Raw genomic sequence first — 19101 nt, 5'->3', positions numbered from 1 at the left:
TCGCTTGAATGTGAGCGAATGCGTTCGTATTCGTTAACGTCTCGCCGTCGCTGCAGTGCGACGCGCTCATAGCCGTCAGCAGGCTTGCGGTCGCATGAGCGTTGTTGGGTGCTCCGGTCAGGCTTTGACTTCCAGAGAAGCCAGCGGCACGTCGAGCACATAGACGAATCCGTCCGGCTCATAGGCCAGATGCACTTCGCCGCTGAGCTGTTGGCCCAGCGATCCCATCATCCTGGTGCCGAAGCTGCGGCGGGTCGGCTCCTTAACCGCGGGGCCGCCCTTTTCGGTCCAGGTCAGGCGCAGCCGTTGCGCGGCGGCGTCGATGGTCCAGGCGATATCGATGCGGCCGGAGGGCACGGACAGCGCGCCGAACTTGGTGGTGTTGGTGCACAGCTCGTTGAAGGTCATGGCCAGTGCGATCACCGCGCCGGAGGTGATGCGGATATCCGGTCCTTCGATCGAGAAGCGGCCGGCGCCCTGGCTGTCATAGGGCTCGGTGGCGCCGCGGACGGTATGGGCGAGGCTGGCATTGGCCCAGCTGACCTGCATCAGCAGGTCGTGGGCACGTCCCAAGGCGATCAGCCGGCCCTCGATGGCGTGCTGGGCATGTTCGATGGAGGTCGCCGTGCGCAGGCTCTGCGATGCGATCGCGCCCACGGTGGCCAGCGTATTCTTGATGCGGTGATGGAGCTCGTCGAGGATCAGTTTCTGCAGCTTGTCGGCAGCCTCGCGCTCCTCGGCGTCGATGCCGGCCTGTGCCAGCAACACCTTGGCATCGATGACCGCCTGCTCCAGCAGCAGCCGCAGGCTGTCGTTCTCGGCGGTCAGCGACTCCTGTGCCGACGAGGGCGGCCCGCTCGGTCTGGTCTTGGTGAGCGCTTCGACGGCGAGCGGAATCGTGGCTTTGGAAACGGCCGTCAGGACGCCCTTGCCAATCATGTTCTGCAGCTCGCTGATCATCTGCTTGACCTCCAGCGGCTTGCCGAAGAAGCGGCTGTCGGTCGGCTTTTCGCTGTCGGCCACCTTGATCTGGCCGGACACCAGGATGATCTTGATCGCCGGCCAGCGGTCATGCACTGCATGGGCAAGCTTCAACCCATCCATGCTGCCGGGCATCTGGATGTCGGTGAACAGCAGCGAGATGTCGGAGCGCGACTCGAGGATGGCGATCGCTTCGTCGGCATTGACCGCTTCCACCGGCGTGTAGCCGGCATCCTCGACGATGTCGACGGCGCGCATGCGCAGCACCATCTCGTCTTCGACGATGAGGACGTTGGTCTGGGAGTCCGGCGGAAGGGTGGCCATGGAGGGACTGACGCTTTCAAAAGGAGCCGACAATATCGCGCGAGTCCGACGCAGTGCTCGACCCAGGCGGCAGGATGCAATTGATGATTGGACGCCCTGACCGCGATTGCGCAGTCAGGATTAGCCGGAAGATCGGCATCCATCACACATCAGTGCGCCACCGCCCGGCAGATGGCGAGGAAAATGAATTAAATCTTGCACGGAACCATTCGGCGTCGGCGCTACCGCGAACGGTGGCGGCTATCCAGGACACAGCGGCTTGCGCTAGGATCGGGTTGGCCAACCGTCACGGCCAGTCTCCGTCTGCCGGTGATCCTGATGCCAGTCCGCTCGGACATCCTTCGCGCTGCGGCGCTGTGCATCGCGGCCCTGCTGCCGGCCGGCGCGCGCGCCGAGGAATCGATACCGAGCACCTGTTCGGCTTCATGATCGGATCCGACGTCGGCGATCGCGGCGAGCGTGAGTTCCAGACCCAGTCGACAGGGCGGTTCGGCAAGCGCGGCGGCGCCTACCGCGGCGGCGAGCAGGAATTCGAAGTCGAGTTCGTGCCGGCGCCGGATTTCCGCGTCGAACTCGGCAGCAGCTTCGCAGCTCACGACATCCGCAACGTCCCCGGTCTCGACGACCGCCGCCAGCTGGCCTGGCAGGGCGTGTCGCTCGATCTGCGCTATCGGTTTTTCGGTCGCGAGGCGGCGCCGTTCGGCATGACCGTGGCGCTGCAAACTCACGCCGAGCGGATCGACGAGACCAGCGGCCTGCCGGGCCGCGCTTACGGCACCGAGCTGACATTGGCCTTCGATCGCGAACTGGTGCCGAACGCGGTGCTCGCCGCGCTCAATGTCAGCTACCAGCCGGAATGGACGCGGCTGGCCGGGGCCGCATCCACCGAGCGCGAATCGACGCTGGGCGTGGCGATGGCCGTGATGGCCCAGGTGCGGCCGGGACTGCTGATCGGCGGCGAAGCGCGCTATCTGCGTCGCTACGACGGCCTTGGCCTCGACGCGCTGGAAGGGCAGGCGCTGTTCGTCGGGCCGACGGCCTATCTGAAACTGTCCGAGCGGTCGCGGCTGACCGCCGCCTGGAGCTCCCAGGTCTGGGGGCGCGAGAGCGGCTCGCGGGCCGCGCTCGACCTGGTCAGTTTCGAGCGCCATCAGGCGCGGATCATCTATGGCGTCAATTTCTGAGCCAGGCCGGGGCGATGATACCAGCGACTGCTGTCAGCTGCTCGTCGCAGTGGGTTGTCTTGAAACTTCTCGGGCGCCGTTCCGTTGCTTTTCGTGGTATCGTGGCTGCGAAGCAGGAATGCCTTGAGAAGAGGATGCCTGGAATGAATCCCATCAATCTGATCGTGACCGTCTGTGCGGTGCTGTCGCCGGCGACCTGTGAAGAGACGCGTCTGACGTTCAACTGGAGCGGCTCGCTGCAGCAATGCAGCATGGGGGCGCAGCCCTACATCGCCCAATGGGTCGGCGAGCATCCAAAATGGACCGCGGTGCGCTGGCGCTGCGAATATCCCCACACCAACGACAAGGCCTCGGCCGGGACGCCGGCACGCGGCTAGTTGCCCTTGCTGCAGTCCTTGAGATCCTTGTCGGCAATCGAGAACACCGCGTCGGCGACGATCTCGATGTCGCGCACTGTGCATTGCCGCTTGTCGCGGTAGCTGACGCGGGCGTCATAGCGCCCCGGCACCACGTCGGTGATGCGCAGCCGTTCGTCGTGGTCGACCTCCTTGTCCTTGTCATTGAGAGTCTGGTTGGGGCCCCATTCGCTCTTGCCGGCCGGAGACAGCTGGAAGCCCGATATGGTCTCCGCGGTCAAGTTCCAGAGCCGGATGCCCTTGCCTTTGACCTGCGCCGCGACAGGGGCGGCGGCGGCGATCAGGATCGCCGACGAGAGCAGCAGCACGCGCATCATGAGGTTTCTCCCGGACTTGTCGTTCGTTATCTCTTGCTATCATGCTGCGAGGGGATCGTGAAAGCCGGCGCACTCGTGGTGCAGCGCAAAATCGTTGGACACGAGACTGTGCTGTTTGCTGCCGGCGCTGGCCGTAGTAGCGTAGTGAAAAGGCGGAGACCTGACGATGGCGGCCAAATTCATATCGATGACAATCGCGGCGTTGGTCGTGTTCGGCGCGGTGACTGCTGCCACGGCCGAGGACGTCAACGACTATCCCACCTCGGCGCGGGCGGAATATGTGTTCGGCTGCATGAAGGCCAATGGCGAGAACCGCCAGGCTCTCGACCAGTGTTCCTGCTCGGTGGATGTGGTGGCGTCGCTGTTGCCCTACGATCGCTATGTAACTGCGGAGACGGTGCTGAGCATGGCGCAGGTTCAGGGCAATCTCGGCGGCCAGTTCCGCTCGTCCCTGCAGGCCACCACGGCGCTCAACGACCTACGCCGCGCCCAAGCCGAAGCCGAAGTGCGCTGCTTCTAGAATTCGTCTTGCGGCAGAAGCTGGCGCCTTCCCTCGCGCGCCGCTCCGCGAAGCGCAAGGTTCGCTCACATCCCCGGCGTTTCCGCTTTCCATTCGCCCTGGAAAATGTGGCCTTCGGTGTCCTTGGCCTCGACGCGGATCTGCCGGGCGCCGTTGGAGGCGTAGGTGAAGCGGATATTCGGATCTTCGGAGATCGAGATTCCCCCTCCATCGATAGCACCAGCGCGTCGTCCTGCGTGATCTTGATGGCGTCGATAAAGAATGCCGGAATGTAGAGCTGGGTCACCTGGTCCATCTGCAATCCGGAATTGTTGGGATGACCGATCATGACCTGGGCGTCGCGGGTGCGGCTGACGGGGCCGTTGCCGGCCTTGGCGTCGCTGGCGCCGGAGAATTGCCGGAACCGGAGCTGGCCGATTCTTGTCTTGGACTCGTCGGCATTCTTGGCGGTGGGCGCCGAGCAGCCGCCGGACGCCTTCACATAGGTCTTCACCATATAGAGGTTGCCGTCGCTGAGCTCGGCGACGGCGTGCACATCGGTGTAGTTGTTGACGCGGACGCGGGTCGAGATCTCCGACACCGCGGCGTCCGCGCCGAGCACGAAGCGCGCGGCCATCGGCGCCGGGTTCTGGTCGATCACCAGGGTGATGGCTTTGACGTGGCGCGGATCGGTCGGCGGCAGCAGTGCCCGCAGTGTCACCGGAACGATCGCGGCATCCTCGGCGCGGGCCGGCATCTGCAGCGCGATGATGCCCGTACCGTCCTTGATCTCACGACTGTTGAAGATGTCCTGTACGAGACCGGGCCAGGGATCGGGCGCTGCAGCGCGCGCCGCGGGCGCGACGGCAAGCAGGGCGGCCAGGCAAAAGAGGCGGAGTCCGGATCGAAACATGGTCGCGCTTCCTGTCCATGGTTGACGCAACAGTCCACAGAATAGGCCTGCTGCGCGTTCATTCCCACTCAATTTCTGAAAAGGCTGTTGTTGCATTGCGGCCGTTATAGTCGTCGAACAGCTGCCAGCGCGTGCGCTCCGACGCAGCGGCGGAACTGGCCGCGGCCATTGGCGCCCCTCGGGCGACGAGCGCCCGGATGTCGGTGATGAGCGTTGTCAGGTAGCGACGCTCATCGTCCAGCCCGTGTCGCCCCGCAGTCACCGGCCCATGTCCGGGGACCAGACGCTGGACCGGCAATTCGTCGAGCCTGTCGAGCACCTTGAGCCAGCCGCGCAGGCTGCCGTCGAGCACAGGGATATGCGAAATGAAGGCGAGGTCGCCGGCAAAGAGAGTTCCCGTGTTCCGATCGAACACTGTGAGATCATGATCGGTGTGGGCGGCAGGCCATGCCTGCAATGTGAGTTTGCGGCCGCCCAGGTCAAGTTCCATCGCGTCGTCAACCAGCAGGGTCGGCGCGACGATGCGCACCTCGGCCATCAGATCTTCGCCGATGACGCCGCGGAATGTGTCGAGATAGAAGTCGCCGCGTGCCTCCAGAGCGCGCGCGAGCTTCGTGTGGCCTACGAATACGGTTCCATCGGCCACGAATGCCGCGTTCCCGAAGACATGGTCGGGATGCCCGTGCGTATTCACCACATAACGAATCGGTTTTTTCGTATGTGCACGAATGGCGGCGAGCAGGCGGCGGCCTTCGCGCACGCTGCCGCCGCTATCAATCACCGCCACGGCGTCGTCGCCGATGATGAAACCGGCATTGGCCGCGTCGCCTTCATTGCCCGGCGTCATCAAGGAAATGGCGCCGATGTGAACAAAAATTCCGGGTGCTACTTCGTCGACCGCAAGCGCCGAGCTGTCATGCTGCGCTTGCACAAGTGTAGTCGCGGCGATTGCGACGGCAGCAACAAGCGCATTCCACCGCATTTTCATTGATGTTTTGCTCCATCGGACATGTGCGTCAGTGGCACTGACCAAATAAAAGTTGCGGCGACGCAAACGGAATTTTGTGCGATGCGCGACGAACCGGGTAGTGAATTATTTCGATTGCGCGCGTCAGTTCACGGGAATACCATTTTCGTACTCGAACTCCAATTGGACCTCGGTTGATTGGGATGGCCGACGTTCACGGAAGATGAGTTGGTCTGCAACGAGATCGATGACGTTGCCGCGTCATGATCGCGAGAGTGTCGCTAAACTGCATCCCTGTTGTTGAAGTCGGGCTCGAGGGCTGCGGGTCCGTCGCGTTTGAAATAAAAATGAACAATATCATGTGGGAGAAGTCGAAATGCACAAGGTGCTGCTTGCGACCTGTCTTGGCGCGACAGCGGTGTTTGCCTCAGGCGCCGCATTTGCCAATGATGAACTCATCAAAATGTCGCAAAATCCAAAGGATTGGGTGATCCCGGCTGGCGACTATGGCAGTCAGCGTTATTCCAAGCTGAAGCAGATCACGGCCGACAATGTCGGCAAGCTGCAGGTGGCTTGGACATTCTCGACCGGCGTGTTGCGCGGCCACGAAGGCGGACCGCTCATCATCGGCAACATGATGTACGTCCACACGCCGTTCCCCAACAAGGTCTACGCCATGGACCTGTCGAAGGAGAACCAGATCGTCTGGAAGTACGAGCCGAAGCAGGATCCCAACGTCATTCCCGTGATGTGCTGCGATACGGTCAATCGCGGCGTCGCCTATGGTGACGGCAAGATCTTCCTGCATCAGGCCGACACCACGCTGGTGGCGCTCGACGCCAAGACCGGCAAGGTGGACTGGACCGTCAAGAACGGCGATCCCGGCAAGGGCGCGACCGGAACGTCGGCGCCGCTCGTGGTCAAGGACAAGGTTCTCATCGGCATTTCCGGCGGCGAGTTCGGCGTGCAATGTCATATGACGGCCTACGATACCAAGACCGGAAAGCTGGCCTGGCGTGCCTTCTCGGAAGGCCCGGATGACCAGATCATGGTCGATCCCGTAAAGACCACCGAGCTCGGCAAGCCGGTCGGCAAGGACTCCAGCATCAAGACCTGGCAGGGCGATCAGTGGAAGATCGGCGGCGGCTGCACATGGGGCTGGACCTCCTACGATCCTGAGCTGAACTTGGTGTATTACGGGTCGGGCAATCCCTCGACTTGGAATCCGAAGCAGCGCCCGGGCGACAACAAGTGGTCGATGACCATCTTCGCGCGCGATGCCGACACCGGCATGGCCAAGTGGGTCTATCAGATGACGCCCCATGACGAATGGGACTATGACGGCGTCAACGAGATGATCCTGAGCGACCAGCAGGTCAACGGTGCGCCGCGAAAGCTGCTCACCCACTTCGACCGCAACGGTCTCGGCTATACGCTCGATCGCGTTACCGGCGAATTGCTGGTGGCCGAGAAGTACGATCCGAAGGTGAACTGGACCTCCGGTGTCGACATGAACAAGTCGTCGCCGACCTACGGGCGTCCGAAGGTCGTCGCGCAATACTCGACCGAGTCGGGCGGCGAGGACCACAACAGCAAGGGTATCTGCCCGGCTGCCCTCGGTACCAAGGACCAGCAGCCGGCCGCTTATTCGCCGGACACCCAGCTGTTCTACGTGCCGACCAACCATGTCTGCATGGACTACGAGCCGTTCAAGGTGAGCTACACCGCCGGTCAGCCCTATGTCGGGGCGACGCTGTCGATGTATCCGCCTCCGGGTGACACGCATATGGGCAACTTCATTGCGTGGGACAACAAGACCGGCAAGATCGCCTGGTCGAACAAGGAGGCCTTCTCGGTCTGGTCTGGCGCCCTCGCCACAGCTGGCGGCGTGGTGTTCTACGGAACGCTGGAAGGTTACCTGAAGGCGGTTGACGCCAAGACGGGCAAGGAACTGTACAAGTTCAAGACCCCGTCCGGCATCATCGGCAACGTCACGACGTATGAGCGGGATGGCAGGCAATATATCGCCGTGCTGTCCGGCGTGGGTGGCTGGGCAGGCATCGGTCTGGCAGCTGGCCTGACCGATCCGACCGCAGGCCTCGGCGCGGTCGGCGGCTATGCGGCACTCAGCAACTACACCGCGCTCGGGGAGCGCTCACGGTGTTCGCGCTGCCGCAATAGACGGCAACCATCGGCCGGCGCGTGGATCCTTCCACGCGCCGGTTCGCTCACCCCCATCAAAGCCCGAACGTCGAGGACATGCTCTTGCGTAAAATCTGCTTTGTGGTTGCTGCGATCGCTGTCGTGGCATCCGGAGGACTCGCTGTCGCTGAAGACCTCTTTGATCCCACCGCCGTCAAATCAGAAGACGGCAAATACTACGACAAGCAGGGCAATCCGACCTACAAGGTCGCGCCCGACGGCACGGTCGACTGGTACACCTATTCCGGTTACCGCCGCTATCATTCCGAGTGCCACGTCTGCCACGGCCCGGATGGCGAAGGGTCGACCTATGCGCCGGCACTGAAGGAATCGGTCAGAGCGATGAGCTATGGCGATTTCCTGGGCGTGGTGGCGAGCGGTCGCAAGAATGTGACCTCCTCGCAGGAAAACGTCATGCCGGCCTTCGGCGACAACCCCAACGTCGCCTGTTATCTCGATGACATCTACGTCTATCTGCGGGCGCGCGGCTTCGACGCGGTGGCGCGAGTGCGGCCGGCCAAGCACGAGGACAAGCCGCCCGCCGCACAGCAGGCAGAAGATTCCTGTATGGGCCGGAAGTGACGCGGTTCGGACGCCGTACGAAGTCCGGCTGGAAGGAACAACGGCCATGACAGACGCCGCTTTGCGCAATTGGCCAGGTATCGTCGCCTCTGCTTTCTTGCTCGGCATGACCGCGGTCCCGGCGGCGGCACAGGCGCCGCCGCCCGATAGTGCTGACCCGTCCATCGAGCTGGTGGATCCGAAGGTGCTGCGGGTCTGCGCCGACCCGCGCAACCTGCCGTTCTCCAACGACAAGGGGAGGGCTTCGAGAACAAGATTGCCGAGCTTTTTGCTGCGAAACTCGACAAGAAACTCGACTACATGTTCTATCCGGACGCCACCGGCTTCGTCCGCATGACCCTCAATGCACATCGCTGCGACGTGATCATGGGCTTCCCGCAAGGTGACGATCTGGTGCAGCTCACCAATCCCTATTACCGGACGGCCTATGCCGTTGTCGTCAAGCAGGGCGGGGGCCTCGACGATGTGGCGACGCTCGGCGATCCCCGCCTGAAGGGCAAGCGCATCGGCATCGTCGCCGGCACGCCGCCGGCCACCAACATGGCCGCCAATGGACTGATGGTGAACGCCAAGCCCTATCCGCTGATGATCGACACACGGATCGATTCCTCCGGCCAGGCGATGATCGACGACCTCAAGGCCGGCACCATCGACGCCGCCGTGCTGTGGGGGCCGATGGCCGGCTACTACGCCAAGCGTGCCGATCCGCCGCTGCACATTGCGCCGCTGGTCAAGGAGACCGTCGGACCCAGGACGGCCTTCCGCATCGGCATGGGCGTGCGCCATGCCGATCAGAACTGGAAACGCCAGCTAAACCGCTTGATCCATGAGAACCAGCCGGCGATCAACAAGATCCTGCTCGACTATGGCGTGCCGCTGCTGGACGAGAACGATCGCCCGCTCGGCGCAGACAGCGCGGCCAAGCAGCCGTGATGCGACCAGCGCTGGCCGGCATCGTCCTGCTGGCCTTCGCGACATGCGCGCATGCCCAGCAGGTCGTACCGGAGCCGGACGGCTACCGCAGCGACAATTATCGCACGCCGGTCCCGGCCACATTGCGTGGCGCCCGCGTGGTCGCGACGCCGGAGGCCGAAGCGATCTGGCGCGCCAAAGCGGCGGTGTTCATCGATGTCATGCCGCGCGCGCCAAAGCCGCGCAACCTGCCGGCCGGCACCATCTGGCGCGACATACCGCGGTCCAACATTCCCGGCAGCATCTGGCTGGTCGACACCGGCTACGGCGCGCTGGCGGCGCCGACCGAGGCGTATTTCAAGCGCGGCCTGGCACAGGCCACCGGCGGCGACCCGGCAAAGCCGCTGCTGTTCTATTGCCAGGCCCAATGCTGGATGTCGTGGAATGCCGCCAAGCGCGCGCTGAGCTATGGCTACAGCAACGTGGCATGGTATCCGGACGGCACCGACGGCTGGGACGGCGCACTTCTGCCGCTGGTCGACGCGCAGCCGCAACCGCGGCCGGAGGACGCTGCGCCGGCACGGTAAAGCTGCTAGACCGTCATTCCGGGGCGCGAGAGCGCAGCTCGAGCGAACCCGGAATCCCGGGATGTGTTGCGCTGAACATCTCCAGATTCCGGGTTCGCGCGCAGCTGACGCTGCGCACGCCCCGGAATGACCACCGGTGCTACTCCATCTCCTGCTGGATCACCCGTCCGAGCGCGAACAGGCGCTGGTCGATAGCGACCGGGACCTCGCAGACGAAGGTGATGACGCGGCGGCGGTCGTCGAAGATCCGGGTTGCCCAGACCAGCTGGTTGCCGAATTCCTCGACCTTGGCCGGATCGGGCGTGGCTGCGCCTTGCTGGGCCTGCAGCGCCAGCGTATCGGCGCGGATCTTCTCCGCCGCCGCGCGCTGCTTGCGGGTGATCCGCTCCAGCCCGTTCATCACCGACGCGCGCTGTGCATTGAGCGTTTCGAACAGGCCGGAGAACAGCAGCTTTCCCGCCTCGGCCTTTCCCGCGCCCGCTTCCGACAGGAATGCGGTGACGGCTTTCTCGGCTTCCTCGAGCGGCGTCCGCCGCGCGACAAGCCGCGACACCAGCGCGCTGATCTTCGCGTCGTCCTTCCACTTGCCGGCGACATCGTCGAGATCCGGCCCGGCCCATACCGCGGCCAGCGAGACCTCGGGCACCTTGGCCTGAACGCAGGGCCAATCGGGATAGCGCGGATCGGCCGCGAAGCAGGGGCGGCCATGGCTGCGACAACGAGCGACGCGGCCAGCGTCATCAGCCATTTCATGTCTCGCCTCCTGCAGGTCTGGATCGCGCGATGCCGCGCGACGGGTCATAGGCCAGCACGGCGCCGATCATGAACACGGCGGTGCAGCCGCCGACCACGGCGAAGGATAGCCAGTTCATCTTGCCGTACAGCGCGAAGCGGATCAGTTCGACCGCATGGGTGAACGGATTGAACAGGCAGACCTGGTAGAGCAGTGGGCTGCCCTCCAGCACCCGCCACAGCGGGTACAACGCCGATGAAGCGAAGAACATCGGGAAGATGACAAAGTTCATGACTCCGGCGAAATTCTCCAGCTGCGTGATGCGCGAGGAGATCAGCATGCCCAGCGAGCCCAGCATCAGCCCGCTCAACACCAGCGCCGGCAGCACGGTGAAATAGCCAATATGGGGCGGTTCGATATCCCAGAACCACGCGATCGCCAGGAAGGCGTAGACCTGCAGCAGCGACACGGCGGTGCCGGCCAGCAGCTTGCAGGACAAGAGATACCAGCGCGGCAACGGGCTGACCAGCAGCGTGCGCATGTTGCCCATCTCGCGGTCGTAGACCATGGAGAGCGACGATTGCATGCCGTTGAACAGCTGGATCATCGCCACCAGTCCCGGCGTGATGTAGACCTCATAGAGAATGTAGGTCTCGTATGGCGGGATGATGGAAATCCCGAGCACCTGGCGGAAGCCGGCGGCGAAAATGAACAGCCAGACCAGCGGCCGCACCAGCGCGGAAATGAAGCGCTCGCGCTGATGCAGGAAGCGCAGGCCCTCGCGCCAGACGATGCCGTTGAGGCAGATGACATACTGCGCAAACGTAAATCCGCGTGGCGTGTCCGAGGTCACGACGGTCATGGCACGATGCTCCCGGCGTCGGCGGCGCCTGCGGTCAGCTGCATGAAGGCTCCGTGCAGGTCGTGCGCGCCACTGTCGGATATGATTGTATCGACGACACCTTTCGCCAGCACGCGGCCCTGATGCAGCACCACGAGATCATCATTGGCGACGATCTCGTCCAGCAGGTGCGTGGCCCAGAGCACGCCGATGCCCTCATCCGCGACCAGGCGGCGGACATGGCCGAGAATGTTCTCGCGGGCCTTGACGTCGAGACCGACCGTGGCCTCGTCGAGCAGCAGCAGGCGCGGCCGATGCAGCAGCGCGCGGGCGATCTCGAGGCGGCGCATCTGGCCGCCCGAGAGATCGCGCACCTTGCTGTCGGCGCGATCGCCGAGTGCGATGCGCGCCAGCACCTCGCCGCCGCGCAGTCGCGCCTCGCGCCGGCCGATGCCGTGCAGGGCGGCGTGATACAATAGATTCTGCATCACCGAGAGATCGGGATCCAGCGTTCGCGGCTGGAACACGACGCCGAGCAGCCGCAGCGCCTCGCCGGGATTGCTGACGATGTCATGGCCGAAGATGCTGATGCGCCCGGCCTGCACGCCGAACAGCCGCGTGATCAGCGCGAACAGCGTGCTCTTGCCGGCACCGTTGAGGCCGAGCAATGCTACGAAGCGCCCGGGGGCCACGTCGAACCCGACATGCTCGAGCGCGCGGCGCGGGCCATAGGCATGGCTGATCCCCTCCACCGATAGCGCGGGCGTTGCGCGCGCGCTGTCGTGCAGTTGCGGCTCCGGCATGCGGATCGGGTGGGCTGCAGCGATCTGCGTCATGGCGGCGCCATGGCAATGCCCCAGGGCAGTTCGCCGACCTGGATGGTCTTGATCACCTTGAGCGCGGCGACGTTGATCACCGAGACGTCGTTGGACACGCCATTGGTGACCAGCAGGTATTTCTCGTCCGGCGTGAACGCCATGTGCCAGACCCGCTGCCCGACCAGCAGATATTTCTTCACCTGATGGGTGGTGGCATCGACCACGGCGACGCGGTTGGCCGGGCCCAGAGCGACAAAGGCGGTCTTGCCGTCGCGGGTCATGCCGATGCCGACCGGCTGGATGGCCTCGCGGCGCAGGCCCGGAATGTCGAAGGTGATCTTGCCGGTGACCGCGCGTTTGGCGGGATCGATGATGGTCACGGTGCCGCCGATTTCCGCCGACACCCACAGTTCCGAACTGTCGCTCTTGAACTCGGCGAAGCGCGGCCGCGCGTCGACCAGCACATTGGCCACGATCTGGCGCGTCGCGGTGTCGATGAAATGCGCCATGTTGGTGGTTTCGGAGGTATTGATCAGCGTCTTGCCGTCGGGGCTGATGGTCATGCCTTCCGGCTCCACGCCGACCGGCACCTCGCCAAGCCGTGCGCGCTTCTCGATATCGATCACCGTCACCGTGTTGTCGTTCTCGTTGGCGACGTAGAGGATCTTGCCGGCGGTGTCCTGCACGAACAGTTCCGGATCGGGCCCGGAGGGCAGGCTGTCGACGATTTGCCGGGTGGCGGTGTCGATCATCTGGATGGTATCGTCGTCGCCGACCGCCACCAGCACGAACTTGCCGTCGCGGGTGAGTTCGATGCCGCGGGGCCGCTGGCCGACCTTGATGGTCGCGGTCACCGTCCAGGTGTCGGTGTCGATCACCGAAACGGTGTTGCCTTTCTCGTTGGAGACATAGGCGATGAAGGCGTAAGCGGGCGAGGCGAGGCAGGCAATAAAGGTCGGAAGCAACAGCCAGCGTCCGATGCGTGCGACAGCAATTGTCAGTTCAACTTGCATTTGCTCTCCGGGCGATCGATGCCAAGCGTGTCGAGTTCGGATGTCTGGTGCAGGAAGCCCTCCTGCGGCGAGACCGACACCACCATGCGGCCATCGGCCAGCAGGATCGGCTGGCGCAGCTGCAGGTTCCAGTCGCGCAGGGTGAGGCGCTGGCCCTTGAACGCGGCGATGGAGAAATCCGGGCCTTTGAGAAAGGCCAGCAGCGCCTTGGCATCGCCGGAGTTAGTGCGTGAGGCCGCCTCGCCGACGATGCGCGCCGCGGTCCAGGCCTGCATGTCCAGCGCGGTCATGCGCCGCCGGTTGAGCTTCGTGAAGCGGCTCTGCAACTGCTCGGCCCCCCATTGATCATGGGCGGGATCCCAACTCGTCGGGACGAGTCCGGCGGAGCCGGCCACCGGCCGCGCATCCCAGGTGCGATAGGGCAGGTAAGACGCGAACACCTCGCTCTCGTCGGCAGCGACGAGCACGTCGTAGGCCGGCGCCGATTGCGTGAACACCGGCATCTGGCGCTGTATCAGCGTGACGCCGCTGTCGGTGCGCCGCGCCCCGCCGGTGTCCTCGAAGGTGCGGGACTGCACCACCTTGGCGCCGAACCGTGTCGCGGCGCGCTGCAGCGCGTCACCGAACAGTTTGTCCTCGGGATGCGAGCCGACCACCAGCAGCCAGCGCTTCCATTGCTTCCAGACCAGATATTGCGCGAGGCCGTCGGCGAGCATCGATCGCGTCGGCGCGACGTGGATGACATTGCCGCGGCAGTCCTGCTCGCGCAGCCGGTCGTCGATGGCACCGGCATTGACGATGACGGCATTGCGGTCGCGCACCGCATCGGCGGCCTTCAGCAGCGCATCGGCGGGCAGGTCGGCGATGATGAAGGACACGTTGCGGTCGGCAAGGGACAGCGCCGCCTTTGCGACGTCGTCGCCGTCCTTGAGGCGGATCTCGTCGAGCGCAAAACGCTGGTTGAGAAAGCGGCCCGTGGTGTTGTTGTCCTCGATGGCCAGCTGTGCGCCGGCAATGCCGTCGTTCTCCGCCGGCTGCGCCAGCAGCGACAATGTCGACTTGCCTCCGGCCCGGCCGAGATAGCCGATCCTGATCTCAAGCGGATCCGCTAGCGCGCCGGAGGCCAGCGCAACCAGGACCATCGCGCCGACCAACGAGCGGATCATTCAATCTCCCTGACGCGTCCCTTTTGCGGTACCAGGCCACAGGGACTTTCTACTTGAAACATGGCTGATCCGGCCTAGGTTGCAAGTGACAAATTCGTTCGCTTGAGTTCGTTCACTTGGATCGCGCGGGGAACCCGCTGATGCGCCCCTCTTGCCGTGCTGTATTTCTTCTGCTCGCGCTGGCGGCGCCGGCCCATGCGCAGGCACCTGCGGCGAGCCTGCCCAAGGTGGCGGTGTTCGATTTCGAACTGTTCGACACCAGCCTGCAGGGCGAGACCGACGGACCGCGTTCCGACGAGCACGACCGGCTGCTGCGCGCCGGCGATCAGATCCGCAAGGGGCTGGCGGAGTCAGGTCGCTATGCGATCGTCGATATCGCGCCGGTCAATGCGGCGGCCCACGAAAAGAACCTGCAGGCTTGCGGTGGCTGCGACGTGCAACTGGCCCAGCAGCTCGGCGCCGATCTGGCCGTCACCGGCGTGGTGCAGAAGGTCTCCAACCTGATCCTCAACATGAACATCTACATGCGCAACGTCCGTACCGGCCATATCGTTGCCAGCATGAGCGCCGACCTGCGGGGCAACAACGACGAGTCCTGGACCCGCACCGCCAGCTGGCTGCTGCGCAACCGGCTGCTGGCGCCGGATTTCGGCAAGCCGCAGTAGAGGGACGACTGTCATTCCGGGCGGGAGCAGCGCGAGCTGCGCTTCCTCGCCCGCCCGGCGAAGCGAAGCTTCGCCAAGCGGAGAGGGTGTCGCGAAGGACCGCAGGTTCTTCGCGACGGGTGAGGGGACTATCGAGTGAAACGCTGGCTCCCCTCACCCGGAACCTCGCTGACGCTCGGCTCCGACCTCTCCCCGCAAGCGGGGAGAGGTAAAATGCATCACGCCTTCAATCTCTCCGCATGCCAGCGCAGATGGTCCTCCATGAAGGTGGAGATGAAATAGTAGCTGTGGTCGTAGCCGGGCTGGCGGCGCAGGGTGAGCGGAATGCCGGCCTTTTCGCAGGCATGTTCCAGCCGCTCCGGCTGCAGCTGCTGGGTCAGGAACGGATCGGCGTCGCCGACATCGACCAGCAGGTCGGGGAAGCGCGCGCCGTCTTCGATCAGCGCCACCGCGTCATGCTTGCGCCAGGTCATGCGATCGCCGCCGAGATAGCCGGACAGCGCCTTGACGCCCCACGGCACCTGTGCCGGCGCGACGATCGGCGCGAAGGCGCTGGCGGCGCGGTAGCGCTGCGGATAGTTCAGCGCGACGGTCAGCGCGCCGTGGCCGCCCATGGAATGGCCGAGGATCGACTGCCTGCTGGCATCGACGGGAAACTGCGCGGCGACCAGCGCCGGCAATTCCTCGGTGACATAGCTCCACATGCGATAGTTGCGCGCATAGGGCTCCTGCGTGGCATCCACGTAGAAGCCTGCGCCGAGTCCGAAGTCGTAGGACTTGTCGGGGTCGCCGGGCACGTCGGCGCCGCGCGGGCTGGTGTCGGGGGCGACAAAGATCAGGCCGAGCTCGGCGCAGGCCTTTCGAAATTCGCCCTTCTCGGTGACATTGGCATGGGTGCAGGTCAGGCCGGACAGATACCAGACCACGGGAAGCTTCGCGTTGGCGCCCTGGGGCGGCACGAACACCGAGAAGGTCATGTCGGTGCCGGTGGAGCGGCTGGCGTGCTTGTAGACGCCCTGGGTGCCGCCATAGGCCCGGTTGAGCGAGACTGTTTCGATGGTCATCGGCAGGAATCTCTGGATTGGACGGCAGGAGTTATATCATGTGCAGCGAAGCCATCCGGAAGGATATCCGGATGGCTTCGGCTTGGTGGCTTCGTTCCCCGGATCTGCGGAGCGGCACTTCGTGCCGCGCCGCGTCCGGGACACCGTGTCGGATCAAGCGTGAGCGGTCAGGCCGCCTTTTTTTCGATTTTGCGACGTGGGCGGCGATGGCGTCCATCAACCCCGGCGACAGGCAGTCATAGGGTTCGAGTCCGAGCTCCTTGAGGCGCGCCCGGATGCCGTCCATCTCGCCGGGATCGACGCCGGATTCAATCACCGACGACACGAAAGCGGCAAAGCCCGGCGCTGCCGAACCAGTTTCCTCGAACAGTTCCGGATGGATGAAGTCGAGCCCGTAGAACGGATGATCCTTGTTCTCGATCCGGCCGTACATGTGCGTGCCGCAGACCCGGCAGGCGTGACGCTGGATCGTCGCCGAGGCGTCAACGATGTGCAGCTTGTCGCCGTTTTCCAGCACGGTGACGTTGTCGCGCGGCACCACGGCGACCACCGAGAAGGTCGCGCCGTCCGGCTTCCAGCATTTAGTGCAGCCGCAGGCGTGGTTGTGGGCGACGTCGCCCTTGACGCCGACCTTGACCGGGCGGTCCTTGCATTTGCAAACCAGCGTGCCGCCGGCGAAGCTGCCGGAGCCTTTCTTTACGCCACTGTCGACTGAGGGGTGGATGTGAACAGTCATGGGATCAATCCTCCGTTTTGCGTCTTCGCTGGACGCTTGTGATTTGAAAGTGCTGCGTCTTGCCGTTTCTCCTGCCGAACTTGAAACTCAGTAAAACTCAGTAGACGACCACCGATCGGATCGACTTGCCCTCGTGCATCAGCTCGAAGCCCTTGTTGATGTCTTCGAGCTTGAGCACATGGGTGATCATCGGATCGATCTCGATCTTGCCGTTCATGTACCAGTCGACGATCTTCGGTACGTCGGTGCGGCCGCGCGCGCCGCCGAACGCCGTGCCCTTCCAGACCCGGCCGGTGACCAGCTGGAACGGCCGCGTGGCGATCTCCTTGCCGGATTCCGCCACGCCGATCACAACCGAGACGCCCCAGCCGCGATGGCAGGCTTCCAGTGCCTGGCGCATCACCGTGGTGTTGCCGGTGCAGTCGAAGGTGTAGTCGGCGCCGCCGTCGGTCAGGCCGACGAGATGCGCGACGATGTCGCCGTCGATCTTCTTCGGGTTGACGAAATGGGTCATGCCGAACTTGCGGCCCCATTCTTCCTTGGAATCGTTGAGATCGACGCCGATGATCTTGTCGGCGCCGACCATGCGCGCGCCCTGGATCACGTTGAGGCCGATGCCGCCAAGGCCGAACACCACCACGTTGGAGCCCGGCGTCACCTTCGCCGTATTGACCACGGCGCCGACGCCGGTGGTCACGCCGCAGCCGATGTAGCAGCTGGAGTTGAAAGGCGCGTCGTCGCGGATTTTCGCCACCGCGATCTCCGGCAGCACGGTGAAGTTCGAGAAGGTCGAGCAGCCCATGTAATGATAGATCGGCGCGCCCTTGTAGCTGAAGCGCGAGGTGCCGTCGGGCATCACGCCCTTGCCCTGGGTGGCGCGGATCGCCGTGCACAGGTTGGTCTTCTGGCTGAGGCAGCTTTTGCACTGTCGGCATTCCGGCGTGTACAGCGGAATCACGTGATCGCCGGGCTTCACCGACGTGACGCCGGGACCGACTTCGCGCACAATGCCGGCGCCCTCATGGCCCAGCACCGACGGGAAGATGCCCTCGCTGTCGAAGCCATCCAGCGTGTAGGCGTCGGTGTGGCAGATGCCGGTGGCCTTGATCTCGACCAGAACCTCGCCGGCCTTGGGGCCTTCGAGATCGATCTCAACGATCTCCAGCGGCTGTTTCGCCGCGAAAGCAACGGCTGCGCGTGTTTTCATCTGTCGTTCTCCGGGTCGCCAAAGCTTGAAGTTAGATTCGTTGTGTTCGGTCGTTCCGTCCGTTCGCGACGCGGGACCTGCAAGCGCACCACTGGTCGCTGAAGTTTTGTCAGATCCGCACCGGGCGATGCATCTTGGTCAATGGCGTCCGGTATTACCGCTCAAATAATGCGGAGCCTGTGAAGGTATGTCAACGCCGAAGCATCCATAGTGATCTCCTGCTTTCGCTGCGTCGCAAGATAAGTCCCATAAACACCGCCGCATCGCAGCAGGAAAGGGTTGTCGCATAATTTGCAGATAGGTGATTCGCGCGCGCATCTGCACCGCGCACTGCCTTGACGCAACGCGCTGCATCCTTCCGGCTGCCGCCGACGCCGCATCGCGGCGAGGCGGCAGCTGCAATATCGGGACGACACGCGCCATGAACACGCTCTATCACTGCGCTGCGGCACGTTCGTTCCGGCCGCTGTGGACGTTGGAAGAGCTAGGACTGCCCTACGAACTCAAGATGCTGCCGTTCCCGCGCGCGTCCATCCCAAGCATAATCTCGGCATCAATCCGCTCGGCACTATTCCTCTGCTGTTCAATGGTGACACGCGTATGACGGAGTCGGCGCCGATCGCGCAATATCTCGTCACGAAATACGTCCCGACGCCGCTGGCGGTGGGAATCGACGAAGCGGACTACGGCGCATTCCTCAACCGGCTGCATTTTGGCGAAGAGAAGCGACGCTGACCTTTCCGCAGACGCTGGTGCTGCGCTATTCGCAACTGGAGCCGGACGGGCGACGCCAGCCGCAGGTGCTGGAGGACTATTCGAGTGGTTCCTCGGCCGGCTGAAGGTGATCAAAGCCGTCACCGCAACCTCCGAATTCATGTGCGTCAGGCGCTTTACCGCCGAGGATGTCTCCCTCGGCTTTACACTGCTGATAGATCAGTGGTTCGTCGGTCCGACTTGCACCTTGGTCCGCTAGG

General features: G+C 64.0%; 16 protein-coding genes and 5 pseudogenes. 9 read left to right on the top strand and 12 right to left on the bottom strand.

Annotated features, from left to right (window positions below):
- Positions 1-117: 117 nt before the first annotated feature.
- Complete coding sequence (locus tag ONR75_RS25550; protein ID WP_265079712.1) at positions 118-1305, bottom strand: HWE histidine kinase domain-containing protein; 1188 nt, start codon at positions 1303-1305, stop codon at positions 118-120.
- A gap of 425 nt (positions 1306-1730) precedes the next feature.
- On the opposite strand from ONR75_RS25550, the gene ONR75_RS25545 reads away from it, so the two are divergent.
- A complete protein-coding gene (locus tag ONR75_RS25545) occupies positions 1731-2489 on the top strand; it encodes a hypothetical protein (RefSeq protein WP_265079711.1) in 759 nt (252 codons plus the stop codon).
- A 143-nt stretch (positions 2490-2632) separates the two neighbouring features.
- Complete coding sequence (locus tag ONR75_RS25540) at positions 2633-2866, top strand: hypothetical protein (protein ID WP_265079710.1); 234 nt, start codon at positions 2633-2635, stop codon at positions 2864-2866.
- Here ONR75_RS25540 and ONR75_RS25535 read toward each other — a convergent pair.
- A complete protein-coding gene (locus tag ONR75_RS25535) occupies positions 2863-3219 on the bottom strand; it encodes a hypothetical protein (protein ID WP_413776537.1) in 357 nt (118 codons plus the stop codon). The genes ONR75_RS25540 and ONR75_RS25535 overlap by 4 nt on opposite strands.
- Positions 3220-3388: 169 nt before the next feature.
- Between ONR75_RS25535 and ONR75_RS25530 the strand changes: the two genes are divergently transcribed.
- Entirely contained in the window at positions 3389-3742 is a 354-nt protein-coding gene (locus tag ONR75_RS25530) for a hypothetical protein (RefSeq protein ID WP_413776387.1), read from the top strand.
- Between the two features lie 65 nt (positions 3743-3807).
- Here the strand turns inward: ONR75_RS25530 and ONR75_RS25525 are convergent.
- Both ONR75_RS25525 and ONR75_RS25520 read right to left on the bottom strand, forming a co-directional pair.
- Positions 3808-4634 (bottom strand): annotated as a pseudogene (locus ONR75_RS25525) (quinoprotein dehydrogenase-associated SoxYZ-like carrier).
- A 58-nt stretch (positions 4635-4692) separates the two neighbouring features.
- On the bottom strand, positions 4693-5616 hold the full coding sequence (locus ONR75_RS25520) for a quinoprotein relay system zinc metallohydrolase 2 (protein ID WP_265083793.1): 924 nt from the start codon (positions 5614-5616) through the stop codon (positions 4693-4695).
- Positions 5617-5977: 361 nt separating this feature from the next.
- On the opposite strand from ONR75_RS25520, the pseudogene xoxF5 reads away from it, so the two are divergent.
- The 4 genes and pseudogenes from xoxF5 to ONR75_RS25500 all read left to right on the top strand — a co-directional run bounded on the left by xoxF5 (position 5978) and on the right by ONR75_RS25500 (position 9884).
- Positions 5978-7782 (top strand): annotated as a pseudogene (gene xoxF5, locus ONR75_RS25515) (lanthanide-dependent methanol dehydrogenase XoxF5).
- 78 nt (positions 7783-7860) lie between these two features.
- Entirely contained in the window at positions 7861-8385 is a 525-nt protein-coding gene (locus ONR75_RS25510; RefSeq protein ID WP_265079708.1) for a c-type cytochrome, methanol metabolism-related, read from the top strand.
- 106 nt (positions 8386-8491) lie between these two features.
- Positions 8492-9318: pseudogene (locus ONR75_RS25505) on the top strand (substrate-binding domain-containing protein).
- Positions 9318-9884, top strand: coding sequence for a PQQ-dependent catabolism-associated CXXCW motif protein (locus ONR75_RS25500; RefSeq protein ID WP_265079707.1), 567 nt, complete (start codon positions 9318-9320; stop codon positions 9882-9884). Before ONR75_RS25505 ends, ONR75_RS25500 begins: the two are co-directional and overlap by 1 nt.
- A 139-nt stretch (positions 9885-10023) precedes the next feature.
- Here the strand turns inward: ONR75_RS25500 and ONR75_RS25495 are convergent, their stop codons facing one another.
- The 5 genes from ONR75_RS25495 to ONR75_RS25475 are packed head-to-tail and all read right to left on the bottom strand — an operon-like array spanning position 10024 to position 14455.
- Positions 10024-10632 carry a hypothetical protein gene (locus ONR75_RS25495; RefSeq protein ID WP_320109659.1) on the bottom strand — a complete coding sequence of 203 codons (609 nt, stop codon included), beginning with the start codon at positions 10630-10632 and terminating at the stop codon, positions 10024-10026.
- A gap of 1 nt (position 10633) precedes the next feature.
- Positions 10634-11479 carry an ABC transporter permease gene (locus ONR75_RS25490; RefSeq protein WP_265079706.1) on the bottom strand — a complete coding sequence of 282 codons (846 nt, stop codon included), beginning with the start codon at positions 11477-11479 and terminating at the stop codon, positions 10634-10636.
- The gene (locus tag ONR75_RS25485) at positions 11476-12261 is read right to left on the bottom strand and encodes an ABC transporter ATP-binding protein (RefSeq protein WP_265083792.1); all 786 of its coding nucleotides are present in this window, start codon (positions 12259-12261) and stop codon (positions 11476-11478) included. Before ONR75_RS25485 ends, ONR75_RS25490 begins: the two co-directional genes overlap by 4 nt.
- Before the next feature lie 29 nt (positions 12262-12290).
- Complete coding sequence (locus ONR75_RS25480; protein WP_265079705.1) at positions 12291-13289, bottom strand: YVTN family beta-propeller repeat protein; 999 nt, start codon at positions 13287-13289, stop codon at positions 12291-12293.
- Positions 13274-14455, bottom strand: coding sequence for an ABC transporter substrate-binding protein (locus tag ONR75_RS25475; protein ID WP_265079704.1), 1182 nt, complete (start codon positions 14453-14455; stop codon positions 13274-13276). Before ONR75_RS25475 ends, ONR75_RS25480 begins: the two co-directional genes overlap by 16 nt.
- 140 nt (positions 14456-14595) lie before the next feature.
- Here ONR75_RS25475 and ONR75_RS25470 point away from each other — a divergent pair, with 140 nt between their 5' ends.
- The gene (locus ONR75_RS25470; protein ID WP_265079703.1) at positions 14596-15120 is read left to right on the top strand and encodes a DUF3280 domain-containing protein; all 525 of its coding nucleotides are present in this window, start codon (positions 14596-14598) and stop codon (positions 15118-15120) included.
- A 218-nt stretch (positions 15121-15338) separates the two neighbouring features.
- Here ONR75_RS25470 and fghA read toward each other — a convergent pair whose 3' ends face one another.
- The 3 genes and pseudogenes from fghA to ONR75_RS25455 form a co-directional block, all read right to left on the bottom strand.
- Entirely contained in the window at positions 15339-16184 is an 846-nt protein-coding gene (fghA, locus tag ONR75_RS25465) for an S-formylglutathione hydrolase (protein ID WP_265079702.1), read from the bottom strand.
- Between the two features lie 181 nt (positions 16185-16365).
- A pseudogene (gene gfa / locus ONR75_RS25460) lies at positions 16366-16920 on the bottom strand (S-(hydroxymethyl)glutathione synthase); the annotation flags it as partial.
- Positions 16921-17017: 97 nt separating this feature from the next.
- Entirely contained in the window at positions 17018-18127 is a 1110-nt protein-coding gene (locus ONR75_RS25455) for an S-(hydroxymethyl)glutathione dehydrogenase/class III alcohol dehydrogenase (RefSeq protein WP_265079701.1), read from the bottom strand.
- Between the two features lie 421 nt (positions 18128-18548).
- On the opposite strand from ONR75_RS25455, the pseudogene ONR75_RS25450 reads away from it, so the two are divergent.
- Positions 18549-19052 (top strand): annotated as a pseudogene (locus tag ONR75_RS25450) (glutathione S-transferase); the annotation flags it as partial.
- Positions 19053-19101 lie beyond the last annotated feature (49 nt).

The organism is Rhodopseudomonas sp. P2A-2r, from assembly GCF_026015985.1.
In the GTDB taxonomy this organism is placed as follows: domain Bacteria; phylum Pseudomonadota; class Alphaproteobacteria; order Rhizobiales; family Xanthobacteraceae; genus Tardiphaga.
Note: the sequence above shows the minus strand (reverse complement) of the source record. Positions and strands in the feature narration are given on the sequence as shown.

Coding starts and splice junctions, on each gene's coding strand:
- ONR75_RS25510 (WP_265079708.1), top strand. CDS start 7,861: ATGCTCTTGCGTAAAATCTGCTTTGTGGTTGCTGCGATCGCTGTCGTG.
- ONR75_RS25475 (WP_265079704.1), bottom strand. CDS start 14,455: ATGATCCGCTCGTTGGTCGGCGCGATGGTCCTGGTTGCGCTGGCCTCC.
- ONR75_RS25490 (WP_265079706.1), bottom strand. CDS start 11,479: ATGACCGTCGTGACCTCGGACACGCCACGCGGATTTACGTTTGCGCAG.
- ONR75_RS25455 (WP_265079701.1), bottom strand. CDS start 18,127: ATGAAAACACGCGCAGCCGTTGCTTTCGCGGCGAAACAGCCGCTGGAG.
- ONR75_RS25545 (WP_265079711.1), top strand. CDS start 1,731: ATGATCGGATCCGACGTCGGCGATCGCGGCGAGCGTGAGTTCCAGACC.
- fghA (WP_265079702.1), bottom strand. CDS start 16,184: ATGACCATCGAAACAGTCTCGCTCAACCGGGCCTATGGCGGCACCCAG.
- ONR75_RS25500 (WP_265079707.1), top strand. CDS start 9,318: ATGCGACCAGCGCTGGCCGGCATCGTCCTGCTGGCCTTCGCGACATGC.
- ONR75_RS25480 (WP_265079705.1), bottom strand. CDS start 13,289: ATGCAAGTTGAACTGACAATTGCTGTCGCACGCATCGGACGCTGGCTG.
- ONR75_RS25540 (WP_265079710.1), top strand. CDS start 2,633: ATGAATCCCATCAATCTGATCGTGACCGTCTGTGCGGTGCTGTCGCCG.
- ONR75_RS25485 (WP_265083792.1), bottom strand. CDS start 12,261: ATGCCGGAGCCGCAACTGCACGACAGCGCGCGCGCAACGCCCGCGCTA.
- ONR75_RS25535 (WP_413776537.1), bottom strand. CDS start 3,219: ATGCGCGTGCTGCTGCTCTCGTCGGCGATCCTGATCGCCGCCGCCGCC.
- ONR75_RS25470 (WP_265079703.1), top strand. CDS start 14,596: ATGCGCCCCTCTTGCCGTGCTGTATTTCTTCTGCTCGCGCTGGCGGCG.
- ONR75_RS25550 (WP_265079712.1), bottom strand. CDS start 1,305: ATGGCCACCCTTCCGCCGGACTCCCAGACCAACGTCCTCATCGTCGAA.
- ONR75_RS25530 (WP_413776387.1), top strand. CDS start 3,389: ATGGCGGCCAAATTCATATCGATGACAATCGCGGCGTTGGTCGTGTTC.
- ONR75_RS25495 (WP_320109659.1), bottom strand. CDS start 10,632: ATGGCTGATGACGCTGGCCGCGTCGCTCGTTGTCGCAGCCATGGCCGC.
- ONR75_RS25520 (WP_265083793.1), bottom strand. CDS start 5,616: ATGCGGTGGAATGCGCTTGTTGCTGCCGTCGCAATCGCCGCGACTACA.